The 17,191-nt window shown below is 68.4% G+C and carries 14 protein-coding genes; 8 read left to right on the top strand and 6 right to left on the bottom strand.

Annotated elements, in window-relative coordinates:
• Positions 1 to 150: 150 nt before the first annotated feature.
• Genes gnd through E0500_RS28345 form a run of 3 tightly spaced genes read left to right on the top strand, consistent with a single transcriptional unit; the run spans position 151 to position 3,210 of the window.
• Positions 151 to 1,185, top strand: a complete 1,035-nt coding sequence (gene gnd / locus E0500_RS28355; RefSeq protein ID WP_131557962.1) for a phosphogluconate dehydrogenase (NAD(+)-dependent, decarboxylating) — start codon at positions 151 to 153, stop codon at positions 1,183 to 1,185.
• Positions 1,182 to 2,657 carry a glucose-6-phosphate dehydrogenase gene (zwf, locus tag E0500_RS28350; protein WP_131557960.1) on the top strand — a complete coding sequence of 492 codons (1,476 nt, stop codon included), beginning with the start codon at positions 1,182 to 1,184 and terminating at the stop codon, positions 2,655 to 2,657. The genes gnd and zwf overlap by 4 nt, the downstream gene beginning before the upstream one ends.
• Positions 2,650 to 3,210: a DNA-3-methyladenine glycosylase I gene (locus tag E0500_RS28345; protein WP_131557958.1), complete on the top strand. Its 561-nt coding sequence runs from the start codon at positions 2,650 to 2,652 to the stop codon at positions 3,208 to 3,210. The genes zwf and E0500_RS28345 overlap by 8 nt, the downstream gene beginning before the upstream one ends.
• A gap of 66 nt (positions 3,211 to 3,276) precedes the next feature.
• On the opposite strand, the gene E0500_RS28340 is transcribed toward E0500_RS28345, so the two are convergent.
• From E0500_RS28340 to E0500_RS28330, 3 genes are all read right to left on the bottom strand, one after another.
• Positions 3,277 to 3,672 (bottom strand): HIT family protein, encoded by a 396-nt coding sequence (locus tag E0500_RS28340; RefSeq protein WP_131557956.1) that lies wholly within the window; start codon positions 3,670 to 3,672, stop codon positions 3,277 to 3,279.
• A gap of 62 nt (positions 3,673 to 3,734) precedes the next feature.
• Positions 3,735 to 6,080, bottom strand: a complete 2,346-nt coding sequence (locus tag E0500_RS28335; protein ID WP_131557955.1) for a glycoside hydrolase family 65 protein — start codon at positions 6,078 to 6,080, stop codon at positions 3,735 to 3,737.
• Complete coding sequence (locus E0500_RS28330) at positions 6,077 to 6,820, bottom strand: HAD family phosphatase (protein ID WP_131557953.1); 744 nt, start codon at positions 6,818 to 6,820, stop codon at positions 6,077 to 6,079. Before E0500_RS28330 ends, E0500_RS28335 begins: the two co-directional genes overlap by 4 nt.
• A gap of 361 nt (positions 6,821 to 7,181) precedes the next feature.
• Between E0500_RS28330 and E0500_RS28325 the strand changes: the two genes are divergently transcribed.
• Positions 7,182 to 7,919, top strand: coding sequence for an SDR family NAD(P)-dependent oxidoreductase (locus E0500_RS28325; protein WP_131557951.1), 738 nt, complete (start codon positions 7,182 to 7,184; stop codon positions 7,917 to 7,919).
• Between the two features lie 53 nt (positions 7,920 to 7,972).
• On the opposite strand, the gene E0500_RS28320 is transcribed toward E0500_RS28325, so the two are convergent.
• Together E0500_RS28320 and E0500_RS28315 are read right to left on the bottom strand one after the other, a co-directional pair.
• Positions 7,973 to 8,524 carry a YciI family protein gene (locus E0500_RS28320; protein ID WP_131558058.1) on the bottom strand — a complete coding sequence of 184 codons (552 nt, stop codon included), beginning with the start codon at positions 8,522 to 8,524 and terminating at the stop codon, positions 7,973 to 7,975.
• A 469-nt stretch (positions 8,525 to 8,993) separates the two neighbouring features.
• Positions 8,994 to 10,622: an esterase-like activity of phytase family protein gene (locus E0500_RS28315; protein WP_131557949.1), complete on the bottom strand. Its 1,629-nt coding sequence runs from the start codon at positions 10,620 to 10,622 to the stop codon at positions 8,994 to 8,996.
• Positions 10,623 to 10,958: 336 nt separating this feature from the next.
• On the opposite strand from E0500_RS28315, the gene E0500_RS28310 reads away from it, so the two are divergent.
• From E0500_RS28310 to E0500_RS28300, 3 genes are all read left to right on the top strand, one after another.
• On the top strand, positions 10,959 to 11,837 hold the full coding sequence (locus E0500_RS28310) for a hypothetical protein (RefSeq protein ID WP_131557947.1): 879 nt from the start codon (positions 10,959 to 10,961) through the stop codon (positions 11,835 to 11,837).
• Positions 11,838 to 12,653: 816 nt separating this feature from the next.
• A complete protein-coding gene (locus tag E0500_RS28305; protein WP_131557946.1) occupies positions 12,654 to 14,150 on the top strand; it encodes a phosphoesterase in 1,497 nt (498 codons plus the stop codon).
• A gap of 266 nt (positions 14,151 to 14,416) precedes the next feature.
• Entirely contained in the window at positions 14,417 to 14,911 is a 495-nt protein-coding gene (locus E0500_RS28300; protein ID WP_181587157.1) for a hypothetical protein, read from the top strand.
• 86 nt (positions 14,912 to 14,997) lie between these two features.
• Here the strand turns inward: E0500_RS28300 and E0500_RS28295 are convergent, their stop codons facing one another.
• Complete coding sequence (locus E0500_RS28295; protein ID WP_131557944.1) at positions 14,998 to 15,762, bottom strand: bifunctional 2-polyprenyl-6-hydroxyphenol methylase/3-demethylubiquinol 3-O-methyltransferase UbiG; 765 nt, start codon at positions 15,760 to 15,762, stop codon at positions 14,998 to 15,000.
• A 769-nt stretch (positions 15,763 to 16,531) separates the two neighbouring features.
• Here E0500_RS28295 and E0500_RS28290 point away from each other — a divergent pair.
• Positions 16,532 to 17,188, top strand: a complete 657-nt coding sequence (locus tag E0500_RS28290) for an urease subunit gamma (protein ID WP_131557942.1) — start codon at positions 16,532 to 16,534, stop codon at positions 17,186 to 17,188.
• Positions 17,189 to 17,191: the final 3 nt, after the last annotated feature.

Here is a 17,191-nt window from a genome sequence, read left to right as displayed (position 1 = left end):
CCCGGACCCGCTCTGCGAGCACAGCGTGTTCGCGTACGAAGCGATCCGCCCACAGCGCCGAACCGGACCTCTCGCACAACTGGTCGACCAACGCCCTCATCCGTCACCGCGCCCTGAGACCCCAGGGCCCCGTCCCCCAGGAGAGCAGCCATGGCCACCGACACTCCCATGCAGCTAGGCATGATCGGGCTCGGCCGGATGGGCGCGAACCTCGTGCGCCGGCTCATGCGCGACGGCCACCGCTGTGTGGTCTACGACGTCAACGAGAGCGCGGTGAGGGAGCTGGAGTCCGAGGGCGCCGTCGCCGCCGGCTCGCTCCGTGACCTGGTGGCGAAGCTGGAGCGGCCACGGGTCGTCTGGCTGATGCTGCCCGCCGCCGTCGTACAGCCCACCCTCGACCAGCTGACCGACCTCCTCGCCCCGGACGACGCGATCATCGACGGTGGCAACTCCTACTACCGCGACGACATCACGCGTGCGGCGCAGCTCGCCCCTCGCCGCATTCACTATCTGGACTGCGGAACATCGGGCGGTGTCTGGGGACTTGAGCGCGGCTACTGCCTCATGATCGGCGGCGAGCCCGAGTCCGTCGCCCGGCTCGATCCCCTCTTCCGGACCATCGCGCCCGGCGCCGGATCCGCCGAGCCGACACCGAGCAGACACGCCGACGGGACAGCGCCAGACGGGTATCTGCACTGCGGTCCGAGTGGGGCCGGGCACTTCGTGAAGATGGTCCACAACGGGGTCGAGTACGGGATGATGGCCGCGATCGCCGAGGGACTCAGCATCATCGAGCACGCGGACGCCGGGCTTCGCAAGCGCACCGCCGACGCGGAGACCGCCCCGCTGCGCGAGCCGGAGGCCTACCAGTACGAGATCGATGCCGGCGAGGTCGCCGAAGTATGGCGTCGCGGCTCGGTCGTGGGCTCCTGGCTCGTCGACCTCACCGCGGACGCACTGGCCCGGTCACCGAAGCTGGAGGAGTTCACCGGGCGCGTCTCGGACTCCGGCGAAGGCCGATGGACGGTACTGGCGGCAGTCGAGGAAGGCGTACCCGCCGCTGTGATCAGCACGGCGCTCACCGACCGGTTCCAGTCCCGGGGCCTTGGGGAGTTCGCCGACAGGGTGCTGTCCGCCATGCGCAGTGAGTTCGGCGGACACGCGGAGAAGAGGAGTCGGCCGTGACACGCCCGGACAACCATGTGATCGTGCTCTTCGGCGCCACCGGTGACCTCGCCAAGCGCAAGCTGCTCCCTGGGCTGTTCCACCTCGCCAGGGCAGGCCTCCTCCCGGACGGCTACCGCATCGTGGGCTCGTCCCGCAGTCGGCCCTCGCTGAGCGACGACGCGTTCCGCAAACACGCACAGGACGCGGTCGCCACCTTCGGGCGGTGCGAGCCGTCCGGGCCGGCGTGGCAGACCTTCGAGGAATCCCTGTCCTTCGGCGCGGCGGACGCCCAGGATCCCGGCCCGTTGCTCGCGGCCGTACGGTCGGCCGAGGACTCCCTCGGCGGGCGGCCACGCAGACTGTTCCATCTGGCCATTCCGCCCTCGGCGTTCGCATCCTTCATCGGAATGCTCGGCGACACGGGCCTGGCGGAGAACTCGAAGGTGATCGTGGAGAAACCCTTCGGCACCGATCTCGCTTCAGCACAAGCGCTCAACGAGACGATCCACACCGTCTTCGACGAGTCCCGGATCTTCCGCATCGATCACTTCCTCGGCAAGGAGTCGGTGGACAACATCCTCGCCCTCCGCTTCGCCAACGGCTTGCTCGAACCCATCTGGAACCGGGACCACATCAGCCATGTGCAGATCGACGTGCCCGAGACACTCGGTCTCGAAGGCCGCGGCCACTTCTACGAAGGCACCGGAGCCTTCCGGGACATGATCGTCACGCATCTGGTCCAGGTACTCGGCATCGTGGCGATGGAACCACCGGTCTCGCTCGCCGCCCAGCCGCTGCGCGACGAAAAGGCCAAGCTCTTCGAGGCTCTGCGCCCCATCGAACCCGGGCACGTCGTACGCGGCCAGTACGAGGGCTACCGCGACGAACCGGGTGTCGCGCCCGATTCACCGACCGAGACGTTCGTCGCGCTGCGGCTGGAGGTGGACAACTGGCGGTGGGCGGGAGTGCCGTTCTACCTGCGCTCCGGCAAGAACCTCGCACAGCAGCGCGAGGTCATCACCCTCGGCCTGCGCGAGCCGCCGCTGAGGATGTTCCGTACCGATCTCGGCCGGCAGGAGAAGGACCAGGGCAACAAGCTGGTGATCGACTTCGGGGATCCCGGTTGGATCGCCGCCCGGTTCCTCGCGAAGGAGCCCGGCCCCGCCATGCAGCTCACACCGGCATCGATGACCTTCCGCTACGCCCGCTCCTTCTGCCAGGACAACGGACTCGAAGGCTACGAACGACTGATTCTCGACGCCCTGCTGGGCGACCAGGCACTGTTCACCGGGGCGGACGGCATCGAGCGCATCTGGCAGGCCTCGACCCCTCTCCTGGAGAACCCACCTCCGCTACATCCGTACGCCCCCGGCACGTGGGGCCCCGACCCGGCCGTCAACGAACTCATCGCGCCCCACCAGTGGTATCTGCCGGCCGTTGGCGAAGATGCCATCGATCGGCTGCCCGCCGGTGGGTCGCCTCATGGGTGACCCCCGCTGCCCCTGGGCACTGGGCTCCGACCTGATGGCCGCTTACCACGACAGGGAGTGGGGTCGTCCCGCGCACGATGATCAGTACCTGTTCGAGATGCTGCTCCTGGAAGGCGCGCAAGCGGGGCTGTCCTGGTCGACCGTGCTGAACAAGCGCGAGAACTACCGGCGCGCCCTCGACGGGTTCGATCCCAGGAAAATCGCGTCCTACGACCAGTCAAAGCTCGACGAACTCCTGGCGGACGGCGGAATCATCCGCAATCGTCTGAAGATCGCATCAGCCGTGAGCAACGCCCACGCCTTCCTTCAGGCAAAGGAGGCCTTCGGTTCCTTCGACACCTACCTGTGGAACTGGGTGGAGGGGAAACCAGTCGTGCATCACCCGACGCCCGGTGACCCGCCGCCCGCGAGCACCGACCTCTCCGACCGCATCAGCAAGGACCTCAAGCGCCGTGGTTTCACCTTCGTGGGCACCTCGATCGTCTACGCCTACCTACAAGCAGTGGGAGTTGTCGACGACCACGTCGACGGCTGCCCCGCGAAGTCGAGTTGATACGCACGCGACGACCGGCGACGGCTTGGTGCGTTGCGGTGTGGCGGAGCCGGGGCGGTCCCGCTCTCACCCAAGGGCGGCAACGATGCGAGCCCGGGCTTCGTCAAGCTCCGATGCCGGCACGTCGCTGTGCGCACGGCGGAAGTCGAAGTCGTCCAGTCCCCACGCCGGAAAGACATGCAAGTGGCAGTGCGGGACTTCAAAACCGGCCACCACGAGACCGGCGCGTGGCGCGTCGAAGGCGCGCCGGACCGCGGCGCCGATCCTGGCGCCGACGGTCATCAGGTGGCCCATCAGGTCGGGGTCGATCGTTGTCCAGTCGTCGACCTCTTCGCGCGGAACCACGAGAGTGTGCCCCGTGGTGACGGGAGCGAGGGTCAGGAAGGCGACCGCCTGGTCATCGGTCCAGACGAACCGGCCGGGCAGCTCGCCGTTTATGATCTTGGTGAAGAGCGTGGGCATGATGACATTGTGGCGCGTGCCGGGCCATGTGGATCACAGGGTTCAACTGAGCCAGCAGTGGCTCAGTGGCGTGGTACGGGTTGTCTGCCCGGCGGTTGTGCGGGCTCGGGGAGAGCGGTCGGCCACTCGACGGGACGGGTCTGCGGCGCTCCTTTGGAGAGGCCGATCACTTCGCCGCCGTGGCTGATCTGTACGGGCTCGCCCTCCACCACCGTGTAGGTGACGTGTGAATGGGTGACGTCGATCCGCAGGCAGCGTTGCCGGAACCGCAGGGAGAACGCCAGCCGGCTGAGCTGTTCGGGAAGCCTGGGGGCGAAGTACGGGATGTCGCCGTGGTCGCGCATGCCGCCGAAGCCGGCGACCAGTCCGAACCAGGTCCCTGCGAGGGAGGCGATGTGCAGGCCGTCGCGGGTGTTCCTCTCCAGGTCCTCCAGGTCCATCAGCGCGGCCTCCCCCAGGTAGTCGTAGGCCAGACGCAGATGGCCCACGTCGGCGGCCAGAACGCACTGGACGCAGGCCGACAGCGAGGAGTCCCGGACGGTCAGCGGTTCGTAGTAGGCGAAGTTCCGCGCCTTCTGGTCCTCTTCGAAGGCATCACTGCACAGGAGCATCGCCAGGACCAGGTCCGCTTGTTTGACCACCTGCTTCCGGTACAGGTCGAAATAGGGGAAGTGCAGCATCAGGGGGTACTGCTCGGGCTGTGTGCCCTTGAAATCCCACATGTCGAGACGGGTGTAACCCGCGGACTGCTCGTGGACTCCCAGGGCTCGGTTGTAGGGCACGGACATCGACTTGGCCGCTTCACGCCAGGCCGCGGTCTCCGCCTCGTCGACGCCGAGCTCCGCGGCCCGCGCCGCGTGGCGCCCGGCCGCGTCGGCGGCGGCCCACAGATTCACCCGGGCCATGAGGTTGGTGTAGGCGTTGTCGTTGGCGAGCGCGCTGTACTCGTCGGGGCCGGTGACGCCGTCGATGTGGAAGCGGCCCCCTGAGTCGTGGTGGCCGAGGGAGTGCCACAGCCGGGCGGTCTCCACCAGGAGTTCCAGACCGGTCCGCCGTTCGAAGTCCTGGTCGCCGGTGCCCCGGACGTAGCGCACGACGGCTGCGGCGATGTCGGCGTTGATGTGGAACGCCGCGGTGCCGGCCGGCCAGTACCCGGAGCATTCCGCTCCCTCGATCGTCCGCCACGGGAAGGCCGCGCCCCGCAGTCCGAGCTGGCGGGCGCGGTCACGCGCCGCCGGCAGGGTGGTCTGCCGCCAGCCCAGGGCCTCGGCGACGCAGTTCGGCGAGGTGTATGTGAGTACCGGCAGGACGAACGTCTCTGTGTCCCAGAAGGCGTGTCCGTCGTATCCGGAGCCGGTGAGGCCCTTGGCCGGGATGGCACGGTGCTCGGCCCGGGCACCGGCCTGCAGGACGTGGAAGACGGCGAAGCGGACGGCTTGCTGGATCTCGGCGTCGCCTTCGACCTCGATGTCGGCATACCGCCAGAAGCCGTCGAGAAACTCTCGGTGCTGGTCGACCAGGCCCTGCCAGCCGGTGCTGCGGGCACCGGCGAGCGCGGCCTCGACCTGGTCCCGGACCGCCGGCAGCGATCGCTCCGCCGACCAGCCGTAAGAGACGAACTTCTCGATGCGCAGTGTCTCGCCGGGGTCCAGGACAGCGGTGACGGTGACACGGCCCACGTCGTGCGCGCTCTCGCCGGACGTCTGGGTGGATCCGGGGCCACGCACCACGTGGTCGGCCGCGGCCGCGACACGCTGATGACTGCGTTCCGTGTGGTGCACCAGGCGCAACCGCGTGTCGTGCGCGTAGTGCTCCTCGGGCCGCAGGGGCGACTCCAGGGCAGCGGCCGTCCGGGGATCGCCGGTGAGCGGGGGCAGTTGCTCGTTGGCGACGAGTTCCGACTGGACCACCACGTTCGTCCGGGCGTCCAGTGGCTCCACTTCGTAGGCGATCGCCGCGATGGCCCGATGGGTGAAGGAGACCAGCCGGGTGGAGCGCACACGTACCGTCCTGCCGACCGGCGATGTCCACTCGCACACGCGGTGGAGCAGTCCGCTGCGCAGGTCGAGCACGCGCTCATGGGAACGCAACTGTCCGTAGCGCAGATCGAACGGTTCGTCGTCGACCAGCAGCCGGATGACCTTGCCGTTGGTCACGTTGATCACCGTCTGGTCGGATTCCGGGAATCCGTAGCCCGCTTCCGCGTACGGCATCGGATGCTGCTCGTACACGCCGTTGAGGTAGCTGCCGGGCAGGCCGTGCGGCTCGCCCTCGTCGAGGTTGCCGCGCCAGCCGACATGCCCGTTGGACAGGGAGAAGACGGATTCGCTCTGGGCCAGCACGTCCAGGTTCAGCTCGGTCTCACGCAGGCACCATGGCTCGACTGCGTAGGCGGGGTGGCTGATCACGTCCCGCTCCCCAACAGTTCGGAGAGGTCCGACACCACGATGTCGGCGCCGTGCCGGCGCAGCGCGTCCGCCTGGCCGACGCGGTCGACGCCCACCACGGCCCCGAAGCCACCGGACCGTCCTGCGTCCATACCGGCCAGGGCGTCCTCGAACACGGCCGCAGCCCCGGGTTCGGCCCCCAGGTCGTGCGCGGCTTCCAGGAAGGTGTCCGGGTGCGGCTTGCCGGGGAGCCCGCGCTCGACTGCGACCCGGCCGTCGATCCGCACGTCGAAACGGTCTTCCATGCCGGCGGAGATCAGGATTTCACGGCAGTTGGCGCTGGAGGAGACGACGGCCGTGCCGAGCCCGGCTGCCCGTACGGCATCGACATAGCGGACCGACCCCGGATACGGCTCGACACCTTGCGTGCGGATCTTCTCCAGAAACAACGCGTTCTTGCGGTTGCCGAGCCCGCGCACCGTTTCCGCCTCCGGTGGATCGTCATCCTTTCCCTCCGGCAGCTCGATTCCGCGGGAGGCCAGGAAGACACGTACCCCGTCAACGCGGGGACGCCCGTCGACGTACCGCTCATAGTCGGCCGTCGCGTCGAAGGGACGGAAGTCGGGCCCCTCCCGCCGCCGCAGGAAGCCGTCGAAGGCTTCCTTCCACGCGGCGGCATGCACGACTGCGGTCTCGGTCAGTACGCCGTCGAGATCGAACAGGCACACTCGGACTTTGCCCGGAAGGCCCAGCTTTGTCATATTTGACCGACTACCCCCGCCGCTCTTCCCCATTCACGCCGACGCCGAGGGGAGGCGCGGGGTCGACTCTGGTCGCACCGGGTGCCGGGGCTACTGCTCCGTTCGGCCGACCGCACGAGCTGCTTGGCAGGAGCGTCTGGAGCACGCTGATACGAAGCACCGTGCAACTCGGTGTATCACCCGGCGAGCCGCCGTGCCGGAGCGGCGAGGACGGCGACCCCGTCATGGCGAGCACATCATGGGGACCGCGCAGCAAGGCCGAGCCCGGGCTTCGAGATGTCGATCTCGTCAGCAACGAAAGGATCCGGCCATGACATCTTCACCTGCACCCGCATCTGCATCTGCATCTGCATCTGCCTCCATGCAGGGAAAGGTCGCGCTCGTGACCGGGGCAACCAGCGGCATTGGCGCGGCCGTAGCAGAGGCCCTCGGCAGGCGCGGCGCGCATGTGCTGGTGGCCGGCCGCGACGCCGCTCGCGGTGACGCCGTCGTGGGGGCGATCAGGGAGCGCGGCGGGGAGGCGGACTTCGTGGGCGCCGAGCTGGGTGATGTCCAGGCAGTGCGACGGCTCGCCCATGACGCCCTGGAACTGGGCGGCGGCCGGGTCGACGTTGTGGTCAACAACGCCGGGATCTACCCCTTCGGACCGACGGACGACACGGAGGAGGGCCTCTTCGACGCGGTGTACGCGCTCAACGTCAAGGCCCCGTTCTACCTGGTGGCCGAACTCGCCCCGAGGATGGCCGACCGCGGCAGCGGAGTGATCGTGAACGTGAGCACCATCGCGGCAGCGCTCGGGTTCCCCGGCATGGCGCTGTACGGGTCGAGCAAGGCGGCGCTGAACCTGCTGACGAAGGCGTGGGCAGCCGAGTACGGCCCACGGGGAGTACGGGTCAACGCCGTACAGGTCGGTCCCACGCTGACCGAGACCACCGCTCAGGCCGAGGAGGACCTGCAGAGCCTGGCCGCCAAGGCGCCTGCCGGACGGCCGGCATCCGTGGCGGAGATCGCGGCGGCGATCGCGTACCTGGCCGACGACGAGGCGAGCTTCGTGCAGGGCGCGGTCCTGCCCGTCGACGGCGGTCGCACCGCCGTCTGACGGCACGCCTCAGCCCGCAAGCTTCGACCGTGACGTCGGCCAGACGTCCTCGGTCATGACGGCCGCCCGCCGAACTGCCAGTTGCGCACCTCAAGATCGGCGTACCGGTCCGGGGTCAGGATGGCGCGTGCCGTGTCCGGGTCCGGCGCCCGGACCAACGCCGCCGTGCCCAGCCAGGTGGCACCGTCGTCGGACAGCAGCGGCCCGTAGGCGATCAGCTCGTCCCGGTCGGGCGGCACCTCAAGGTCGGCGGCCTGCCCCGCGCCGAGGCCGAGCACCAGGTACCGGTTGCCGCCGGTCCGGCCGCCGGGGAAGTCCCACATGGTGCGCCCCAGTGTGTTGCGCCACCGTCGCAGCAGCACGTCCCGGTAGACGCCGGCCTGATAGTTCGGCTCATCGAAGGCGAAGGTGCGGGCAGCGGCGGGATCGGGCAGGTCGACGATGTGCACGCTTCCGGTGGGTGTCTCGCCGTCGGCGGCGAGAGTCGGACCCCGGGCGATCATCTCCTTCGCGTACCGGTCCATGTAGGCCCAATGCTCTGCGAGCAGCTCGTAGCGCTGTGGCAGGGAGTCGGTCCGGTCGCGGTGGTAACAGAGGAACTCCATACCCAAGGATCTCTTCACGGGGGTAACGAGGTCGAGCGGGTTTCACAGCGATGACTGCTCGACGGCATGCTTCAGCAGGACAGGGGCAGAGTGCGCGCGTAGCGCATCGCGCGCTGTTCGTCGAGCCCGAAAGCCTCGCGGGTGGGCGCGCGCGTCCACCATGGGCGGTCGACCGGTGAGCGTCCGGCGGCCTCGACGTCTGCTGGGGCCTCGGCGCCTCCGGCGGCCTTGGTGTCGGCAGTGCGAGTGCCCGGTCATGCAGGTCGGGCGGTAATCGGCCCGGTCGCTCCTCGGAGCGTTCCGGGCCGTTTACGCGCTTTGCCGGGCCTCGTGGTGACTCGATGTGCCCCTCCGCGGTGGGTGGATCGGCCCAATCACCCTCTCAGCAGGAGGCTCTGAGAGGACCAGCGCTGGTGCCAGGCCGGGACGTGTGGGAGCCGCCGTCCGCAGCCGCTGGTGCGAGGCGTCGTCACCGTACCTGGATGGTGACCTTGGCCGTGCTGGTCGCGGCCGGCAGCTTGGTGGTGTCCACGGCCAGGAACGCGCCGTCGTCCTGTCGGCCGTCGGGCAGGGTCTTGCGGTGCAGGGTGTAGGGCGCCGTGTCATTGGTGACGCCGTCGATGCCGAAGTCGTTGTCGTTGCTGATGATGACCGTGCGGCCACCGTCGGTGGTGGCGACGCCCTCGATCTTGTCGTGGCCGAAGAAACCGCCGGCCGGGTCGAGACCGGTGACCAGGGCTCCCAGGTCCAGGTACGTGGTCTTGGTGACCGGGGTGATGCCGGCCGTCTTCAGGGCAGCCTGGGCCGTGGCCGTGTCGCCCTCGCCGACGTACGCCTCGATCGTCCGGCGGTCCTGGCCGATGAGCAGCCCGCCCTCGGCTCCGTCGTACGCGCTCCCTTGTACGTTGGCCGAGGGCCCCACGTCGGTCGCGCCGCTGATGTCGATCTTGAACAGCTTCTTGTACCCGCCGGGCTGCATGTTGCCGTCCCGCTCGTCGACCAGGAAGGTCGTGTTGCTGAGCGCGGTGATCTCGCTGACCGCCCCGACGTTCGTCTTGGGGTTGTCGAGCAGGTAGACGTACTCGTGCGTGGCGCGGGTGCGCAGGTTGTACGTCACTATGCGCAGCGCGGTGACGTTCTTGGCCTTGACGCCGGTGGGCAGGCTGGGCTGCTGGAGCGCGGACTGCATCATGCCGACGAGCGTGCTGCCGTCGGGGGTGATGGTCAGGCCCTCCATGCCCCTGTTCGGCATCCGGTTGGCCAGTTCGGCCGGCAGCGAGCCGTCGAAGGGCGACAGGCGCTCGATCGCCCGGCCGTCGGCGGCGAAGTGCGTGATGTACGGCCCGTACTCGTCGGACACCCAGAAGGTGCCGTCGCGCAGGGCGACCAGGCCCTCCGGGTCGTAGCCGTACGGCGACGCCGGCAGCGCATTGCCGGCGAGGCCGATCAGGGATTCGCCGGTGTTCGCCTCGGTGCTGACATGCCCGTTGTACGGGGTGCCGTCGGCGGCGCGCAGCGGGATCGTCTTCACGACCTCCGCCTTGGTGCCGACCATGCGGATCCTGGCGATCGTGGGGGTGAAGTCCGGCAACGGCAGGACCTTCTTGCCGTCGGGGCTGTCCACGTTGGGGCCGCGGTCGGTGAGCCCGTAGAACTCGTTCTTCGAGCCGGGCACCGGGTAGAGCGACGATCCGTACGCCCCGCCCGCTACCTTCACCCCGTCGATCGTGGCGAGCGGCGGAAGATGGGTCTGGTACAGCCGGACGGCGTCACTGACCGTGTAGTCGAAGCTGTCGGTGCCCTTGAAACCGGTGTCCGGGGTGTAGCTGAACGAACCGTCCTGATGCACGGTCAGGGAACCGTGCGCGGTCCTCGTGTGCGAGACGAGGATCGCCGGCTTGCCGCTGTCGTTGCCCAGGAAACCCTGCCCGCGCACGGTCAGGGTCCGGCCCGCGTGGGCAGCGTAGGTGTCGGCGCGTGCCACGAGCGTGTGTTCTCCGCCGTGGTGGGCCGTCTCCACGGCACCCGCCAAGTTGCTGCCGACCATCGACAGCACCACAGCGGTGGCCGCGGCAGTCGCCATTCTCAGACGAGACATGTGTTCCTCCTGGTCCGTGCGTCTGTCCGTGCGTCTGTGCGTCTGTGCGTCTCCTTGCGGGACGCACGACTGGCGAGTTTCGCGAGCCCACATGTCCTTTGCGGCAAAGGGGACTTGCGGGCACCCGCTGATCAAGTGACGCAGAGTTGACCAACGGGTGGAACCCTTGTCATGCGGGACTGAACTGGCATCAGTTGTGTGCGAGCGGTGTCCGGCGCTGCGGGGGCGGTCGGCGGCGGTGAGACGGGCGCCGCGTTCTCACCCCGACATCCCGGGTTCAGGATGTCCTTTCCAGCCGCTCGCCTGATGACCACTCACCGAGCACACGATCTTGGCATGAACATAACCGCTTCGCGGGCCCGTCGCCTGCACGCCTCGTCGGCGATCGCCCTGGCCGCTTCCTTCACCGTCGCTGTCACCGTGCTCGCCCCCGCGCCGACGGCGTTCGCCGCGTCCAACGCTGTGCCGACGTACGAAGTCAAGATCAACCTGACCACTGCCGCGCTCGACTCGTCGCACAACCCGACGTCGGCCGTGAAATCGGCCTTCGGCATCACTGGCTCTGCCAAGGTGCGGTCGTACGAATACTTCGACACCGACGCGCTCGACCTCGACTCCGAGGGCTGGAGCGTCCGCCTCCGCCACAAGTCGGGCTCCTCCTTCGAGGAGACCTACAAGAAGCGGTTCCCCGTGGTCAACGGCGACATCAACGCCGCCCTGGACGAGGCGAACGACGCGGGCTTCGACAGCAGCGACACCAACTACGACGCCGAGGTGGACTGGGGTTACGCCAAGCAGACCCTCAGCTTCTCCAACGAGAAGAGCCACAGCGCCAGCGGCTACTCCGGCACCTCGATGCCACCGAGCAGCACCGGCCGCAACTGGCTGGTCAACGACACCCCCGGCAAGCTCGACGACTGGCTCTACAACAACTGGGGTTCGGACACGCTCAACGCCTCACGCGCCCATGGCCCGGTGACCTCGCAGGTCTGGTCGGGCGCGTGGAAGTCCTCGGACGATGCGAGCATCGAGGTACTTCCTGTCGTGAACGCGAGCGGGACCGGCACCGAGTACGTCATCGAGTTGTCCTTCAAGACCGACAAATACTCTGACGCCGCCCAACTGCACAGCGACGCCATCGCGGTCGCCGAGGCACGCGGCTGGCTGTACCGCGGCGACATCCTCAAGACCCAGCTGATCCTGGACCGTTACTGATCCGCTGTGCCGGCTGCCTTCACCCTGGCACAGCAGTAGCGGGCGTGCGTCCGCAGTAGGGGTCCTGTGTCCGATTGACTGGCGTGCGGCCCAGGGGTTCGGCCGCACGCCGGCCGGTCAGCCCCGCTGCGGGCAGCGGGAATGGGTGACGTCGACGGTCGGCTGACGTTGCCTCAACGCCCGCAAGTGAAGCAGGAAGGGGCCAGTCCGCGAGGACTGGCCCCCCTTCTCGTGTGGCCGGCCGGTCAGAGGCTGCCACCGGTCTTCCCGCGCGGGGTCGATGCCGCTGAGCCACACAGCGTCCCTCCGATCAGGCCGGGCTTGTCCCGTGTGGCCAGGGCCGGGGCGTCGAGCACGGTCGGCTTCCACACGGTGATCCGCTCGTCTTCGGGGCGGTCGACGTTAGGGTGTCCTGGTTGGTCTGGGCCTGGGAGTTCATCTTTCGGCCGGTAGGCGGCTGCCACGGCGTCCAGGGTCATCAGAGCCCGGTTCCCGGGCAGGCATCCCCAGCCGTTGGCCCTGTCGTCGCCGCTGTCCTGGTGCGGCCCGGTGCCCGACCGGCGACTCCGTGTACCGCTGCGCCGGACCGTGCCGTCGATGTGCCCATCCAGGCGGCGCGCTGCTGTGCGCCATCGGACGTGCGGACCATCACAGCCTTGTGGAGCGGGGTGTACGACTGGGCCCGCTTGCCCGGCCTCGCGGCCATGGTCTTTGTTGTTTGTCGCGACTCCGCTCCGCGTTCACGCCGCATTCGGTTCCTCGTTCGAGGCTCAACGACGGTAGTCCCACCCCAGTTGACTGAAGGGCCTAAGGCTGATGGACAAGGGTTTCGAAGGTTCCGAAGGCGCGGCGATCTCGCGCCGCCGGTTGGTCAAGTTCGCCGGCGTCGGGGCGACGCTGGCAGCAGCAAGCCCGTTGGTGGGCGGTGGCCCCGCGGCGGCGGCCGACGATGCCGAGCGCACGAACGGCAGCTCCAGCTCTCGTGGCAGGGTGTGGCGCGCCGGCGACCACCATGTGCACTCGGAATACAGCGGCACGTTCGACACGACGACGAATCCGCCGACGTTCCAGAAGGGCGGGGACGCCGTCTACCCGATCGTCACCAATGCGATCATGGCCAAGCACTTCGGTCTGACCTGGGTGATGTGCACCGACCACGGCGGACCGACGCACTCCAAGGTGAACCTTGAGCAGGCGTACCCCGACCTCCTGCGCTCACGCGTCCTGGTACCGGAGGTCCTTCAGTTCTGGGGAATGGAGTTCGACGCGCCCGCCCTGGACCACCACACGCTGATGATCCCTCACCACCGTGACGAGGCCCAGCAGCTCTTCGAGCTGGAGAGCCGCTTCGCCAAGCGCGACGCCTTCCCCAACGATCCGGGCCGTGACACCGAGGCCAAGATGATCGAGTTCCTGAAGGCCGCGAAGGACATGGGACGCCAGCCGCTGGTCATCGCACACCATGCCTCGCGTTCCGCGACGGGGCTGGGCGTGTACGGGCAGGACACTCCCCGGGAGTTCCGCAACGGCAACAATGTCGCACCGGACATCTACGTCGGTTTCGAGGGGGCTCCCGGTCACCAGGCGGGCCCGCTCATCGGCGAGGCACGCGGGGGTTACGGCAGCTACCCCACCCACGGTGGCTTCGACCAGATGACGGCTCGCGTCGGCGGCCTGTGGGACGCGCTGCTCGGCGAGGGGCGGCGCTGGTGGATCACCGCGACCTCGGATTCGCACGTGCACTGGACGCGCGGCGGCTCCGACTTCTGGCCCGGTGAGTACAGCAAGACCCATGTGCTGGCCCGGCAGGACTACGCCGACATCATGGACGGGCTCCGCAACGGGCGCGTGTGGGTCGGTACAGGGGATCTGATCACCAGCCTCGACCTCACGGCGAGCAACCAGGACCGGGAAGCAGCCATGGGCGAGACGCTCACCGTCAGTGCCCGCAACCGCACCGATGTCGACATAGAGATCAAGTTCCGGCCGCTGGACGGCAAGAACGCCAACGGAGACCGTCCGGAAGTCACGCGCGTCGACCTGATCGTCGGCGGCATCACCGGCCCGAGCGCCGACCTCGACGCGGACACCAACCCCACTACGAAGGTGGTCGCGAGGTTCGGCCCGCGCGACTGGCGCAAGCAGGGCAAGGACTACGTGATCCGCCACACCCTGCGCAATGTGGAAGGCGACCTCTACGCGCGCGTGCGTGGCACGAGCACCGACGAGATCGAGCCGCTCGCCGACGGGCTGGAAAGCCCCTGGGACGATCTGTGGTTCTACTCCAACCCCGTCTTCGTCCACGTCCGCTAGTCAGGATCGGGAACGGGAACAGGGGGGCTGGACACGGAGCGACAGCCATCACGCCAGTCCCCCCTGTTCAGCGGGTGCTTTCGCCGCATGCTCGAAGAGACCGCCATGAGCTATGTCCTGGCCGTCCCGAAGTCCCAGCAGGTGCCTCGCGCGGCCGCATTGACCATCTCTTCACGCAGGCGCCGAATGAGGCATGGGAGAAGCGCTCATGCGGCGGCGACGCCAAAGCCCCGCGCGTCTACCACTGGGCAGCCGTCCAGCTCTCCGTGATCGAGGAGTTCGACGGCGACCAGCCCACACATCAGCGCTGGGCGCTGGCCCGCCGCAGCGTCACCAGGCCCGATGAGATCGCCTACTACCTCGGATACGCGCCGGTGGGCACCGACGTGGACCGGCTCATGCGTGTCGCCGAGCGCCGGTGGGCCATTGAGGAGTGCTTCCAGGCCGCGAAGTACGAATGCGGCCTGGACCAGTACGAGGTCCGCCGATACGTCGGCTGGATGCGGCACGTCACCCTGGCCATGCTCGCCCACGCTTTTCTTGCGGCCACGGCGCCCAGGCGGCCACTTGGCAACTCGCCCAGCACCCCGCACCCGCCCACCACTTCGCATCCACACAGTGAGCTGGTCGCAATGGCGGCGCAGGCGCCAAGCCGTCGCCCGCCATTGCCACTACCGGCGGCGAGCCCACTCGTTGGTTGGGGATCTGGCAAGACCGCCCTGACCCGACATCAGCCAACTACACTCCGGCGTTGGCTCTGACCATGCCACACAGCGAACCGCTGCTGGAGTGGTAGGTAGTGTCTTCAAAGTCCCGTCTGCCTGGCGCTGTGTGGTGCGCACGCTCCCTAGGGCATTCCGGGAGGGACGGCCTCCGCGGTACCGCGCCGCGCCACGAACACAAACTCCCTGCCCGGCCGGTCGGGTGCGTCGCGTACGTCCTCGACGACGAAGCCGTGCTCGTGCAAGTCCCGCTCGATCTCCGGACGTTCGCGAAAGCGAAGTGTCGATTCCGAGGTCAGTACCTCCCCGTCCGCAGCGAACACGTGCGTACCCCGGAAGCTCACCAGCGGCAGGCTCACGTCCGTCAGCTCGGCCCAGGCCTCGACGTGGCCGACGCCCGGGATGTCCGTCATGCGGTAACTGGTCTCGCGCGTCCACTCCGCCCATTCCTCCCACTCGCGCCGCGCCGGATCGCGCGTCTCGAAGACAAGCCGCCCGTCGGGCCGCAGCGCCTCGTACGCGCCGCGCAGCGTCGTACGCCACGCCTGCGGATCGGCGATCGCCTGGGCGACGTTCCCGGTCATCGTCACCAGGTCGATCTGCATGGGCGGCAGGTCCCCCGCGTCGCCGTCGAGCCAGCGCACCCGCTCCGCGCCCGGCTTGCCACGCGCGACGTCGACGGACGCCCGCGCGGGATCGATCCCGGTGACCGTAATCCCGCGCTCGGCGAGCAGCAGCGCGAACACGCCCGTACCGCACCCGATGTCCAGCACGGACCGCGCGGCGAACTCCTGCGCCATCGCGAGATACGCGTCGAGATCGCTGCGGTCCGGATTGAGTGGGTCGTAGATGGCGGCAAGGCGCGGATGCCCGAAAGTTGCGTCAACCATGGAGGCGAACGTATGCGGCCCCGAGCCCGCGCGGCCACTGCTTTTTCGGGTTACGGCGCCAAGCGGGCGCGGCGAAGTGCGCCACTGATCCCGACGCCCCTGTCGGGCGCGGCCGTACCGAAGCGAACCTCGGCCAGGCCGCTCAGGAGTTGGCTTCAAATGTCACGCCCACATCAGGAGCGAGGTAAGGGTGACGGTCGCTTGGTAGGACCCGGCGGTCTTGTCGTAGCGGGTCGCGATGCCACGTCACGCTGAGCCGCATGGCGACTTCGTGGCGTAGCCCCGTGTGCGCGGACATCCCCGCTCGCGCAGGCTCGATTCGGGGGGCGTGATCCGGCCACTGCCCAGACCACTGCCTGGACCAGACATCCGTGTGGCATGCCGGTTCCTGATCGGGTATCGGCAGTCGGAGAGCAATAGAAGGAACGATTGTGAAAGCCGAAGGGGGCGGCTCCTGTCCTGCCGCGAATGCGCCCCCACTCCTGGGCGCCCAGGGATCTGGCGGAGAAACGTTCGCGTGTTGCGCCCCCGAGTGAGGCGAACCCTGATGGCCGGGAATCGCTGATTCGCGCTCTGAAGTCCGGCTCCTGTCGCTCTCGTCGAAGTGTTCGCCCCGCCGTCCGTCCGAGGTGAAAGGGATGGTTCGGTGCCGACGCACCGATTCGGCCCAGGACGATCGACTGCGGCGCAGCGTGGTTCGGCTTTGGGATCCGGTGGGCCCGCTCCGCGCCGTCGACATACGTTCGTCGCTGGATCCGAGAAGGGCACCATGCATTTCAGTCCCCATGAGCAGGAGCGCCTGCTGGTCCATGTGGCGGCCGGTGTGGCGCGGCAGCGCAGGGAGCAGGGAATCAAGCTGAACTACCCGGAGGCGGTGGCGCTGCTCACTGCCTACGTCTACGACCAGGCGCGGATCGGCCGGAGTGTCGGCGAGATCATGGACTCGGGTCGGGGGGTCCTGACCCGGGACGACGTCATGGACGGTGTCCCGGAGATGATCGACAACGTCCAGGTCGAGACGACGTTCCCGGACGGCACGAAGCTGGTGACGATCCACGACCCGTTCGACGCACCGCGCGGTGAGGTCGAACTCCACCCCGGCAAAGTCGACTTCGTCGACGAGTCGGTGCCTTTGAACCCGGAGTCGGGCGTCAGTGAGATCGAGGTGCACAACCCGACCGACCGGCCGGTGCAGGTCGGGTCGCACTACCACTTCTTTGAGGTCAACGAAGGGCTTGAGTTCGACCGGAAACAGGCGTACGGCAAGCGGCTCAACGTCGCGGCCGGCACGTCCGAACGGTTCGAGCCGGGTGATCGCCGCACGGTGGAGCTGGTCCGCATCGAGGGCGAGCGGAAGGTGCTGGGCCTGCGCGGGCAGGTCGGCGGGCCGCTGAAGAAGCGGAGCCCTGGACGAGTCGGACGGTGACGG

Source organism: Streptomyces sp. KM273126, assembly GCF_004337435.2.
Classification (GTDB): domain Bacteria; phylum Actinomycetota; class Actinomycetes; order Streptomycetales; family Streptomycetaceae; genus Streptomyces; species Streptomyces acidicola.
This window is presented reverse-complemented; position numbering and strand designations above follow the sequence as displayed.

Bases quoted from the DNA above. Each gene is read 5' to 3' on its own strand.
- E0500_RS28310 (WP_131557947.1), top strand. From the start codon at position 10,959: ATGAACATAACCGCTTCGCGGGCCCGTCGCCTGCACGCCTCGTCGGCG.
- E0500_RS28305 (WP_131557946.1), top strand. From the start codon at position 12,654: ATGGACAAGGGTTTCGAAGGTTCCGAAGGCGCGGCGATCTCGCGCCGC.
- gnd (WP_131557962.1), top strand. From the start codon at position 151: ATGGCCACCGACACTCCCATGCAGCTAGGCATGATCGGGCTCGGCCGG.
- E0500_RS28325 (WP_131557951.1), top strand. From the start codon at position 7,182: ATGCAGGGAAAGGTCGCGCTCGTGACCGGGGCAACCAGCGGCATTGGC.
- E0500_RS28295 (WP_131557944.1), bottom strand. From the start codon at position 15,762: ATGGTTGACGCAACTTTCGGGCATCCGCGCCTTGCCGCCATCTACGAC.
- E0500_RS28330 (WP_131557953.1), bottom strand. From the start codon at position 6,820: ATGACAAAGCTGGGCCTTCCGGGCAAAGTCCGAGTGTGCCTGTTCGAT.
- E0500_RS28315 (WP_131557949.1), bottom strand. From the start codon at position 10,622: ATGTCTCGTCTGAGAATGGCGACTGCCGCGGCCACCGCTGTGGTGCTG.
- E0500_RS28320 (WP_131558058.1), bottom strand. From the start codon at position 8,524: ATGGAGTTCCTCTGTTACCACCGCGACCGGACCGACTCCCTGCCACAG.
- E0500_RS28340 (WP_131557956.1), bottom strand. From the start codon at position 3,672: ATGCCCACGCTCTTCACCAAGATCATAAACGGCGAGCTGCCCGGCCGG.
- E0500_RS28290 (WP_131557942.1), top strand. From the start codon at position 16,532: ATGCATTTCAGTCCCCATGAGCAGGAGCGCCTGCTGGTCCATGTGGCG.
- E0500_RS28345 (WP_131557958.1), top strand. From the start codon at position 2,650: ATGGGTGACCCCCGCTGCCCCTGGGCACTGGGCTCCGACCTGATGGCC.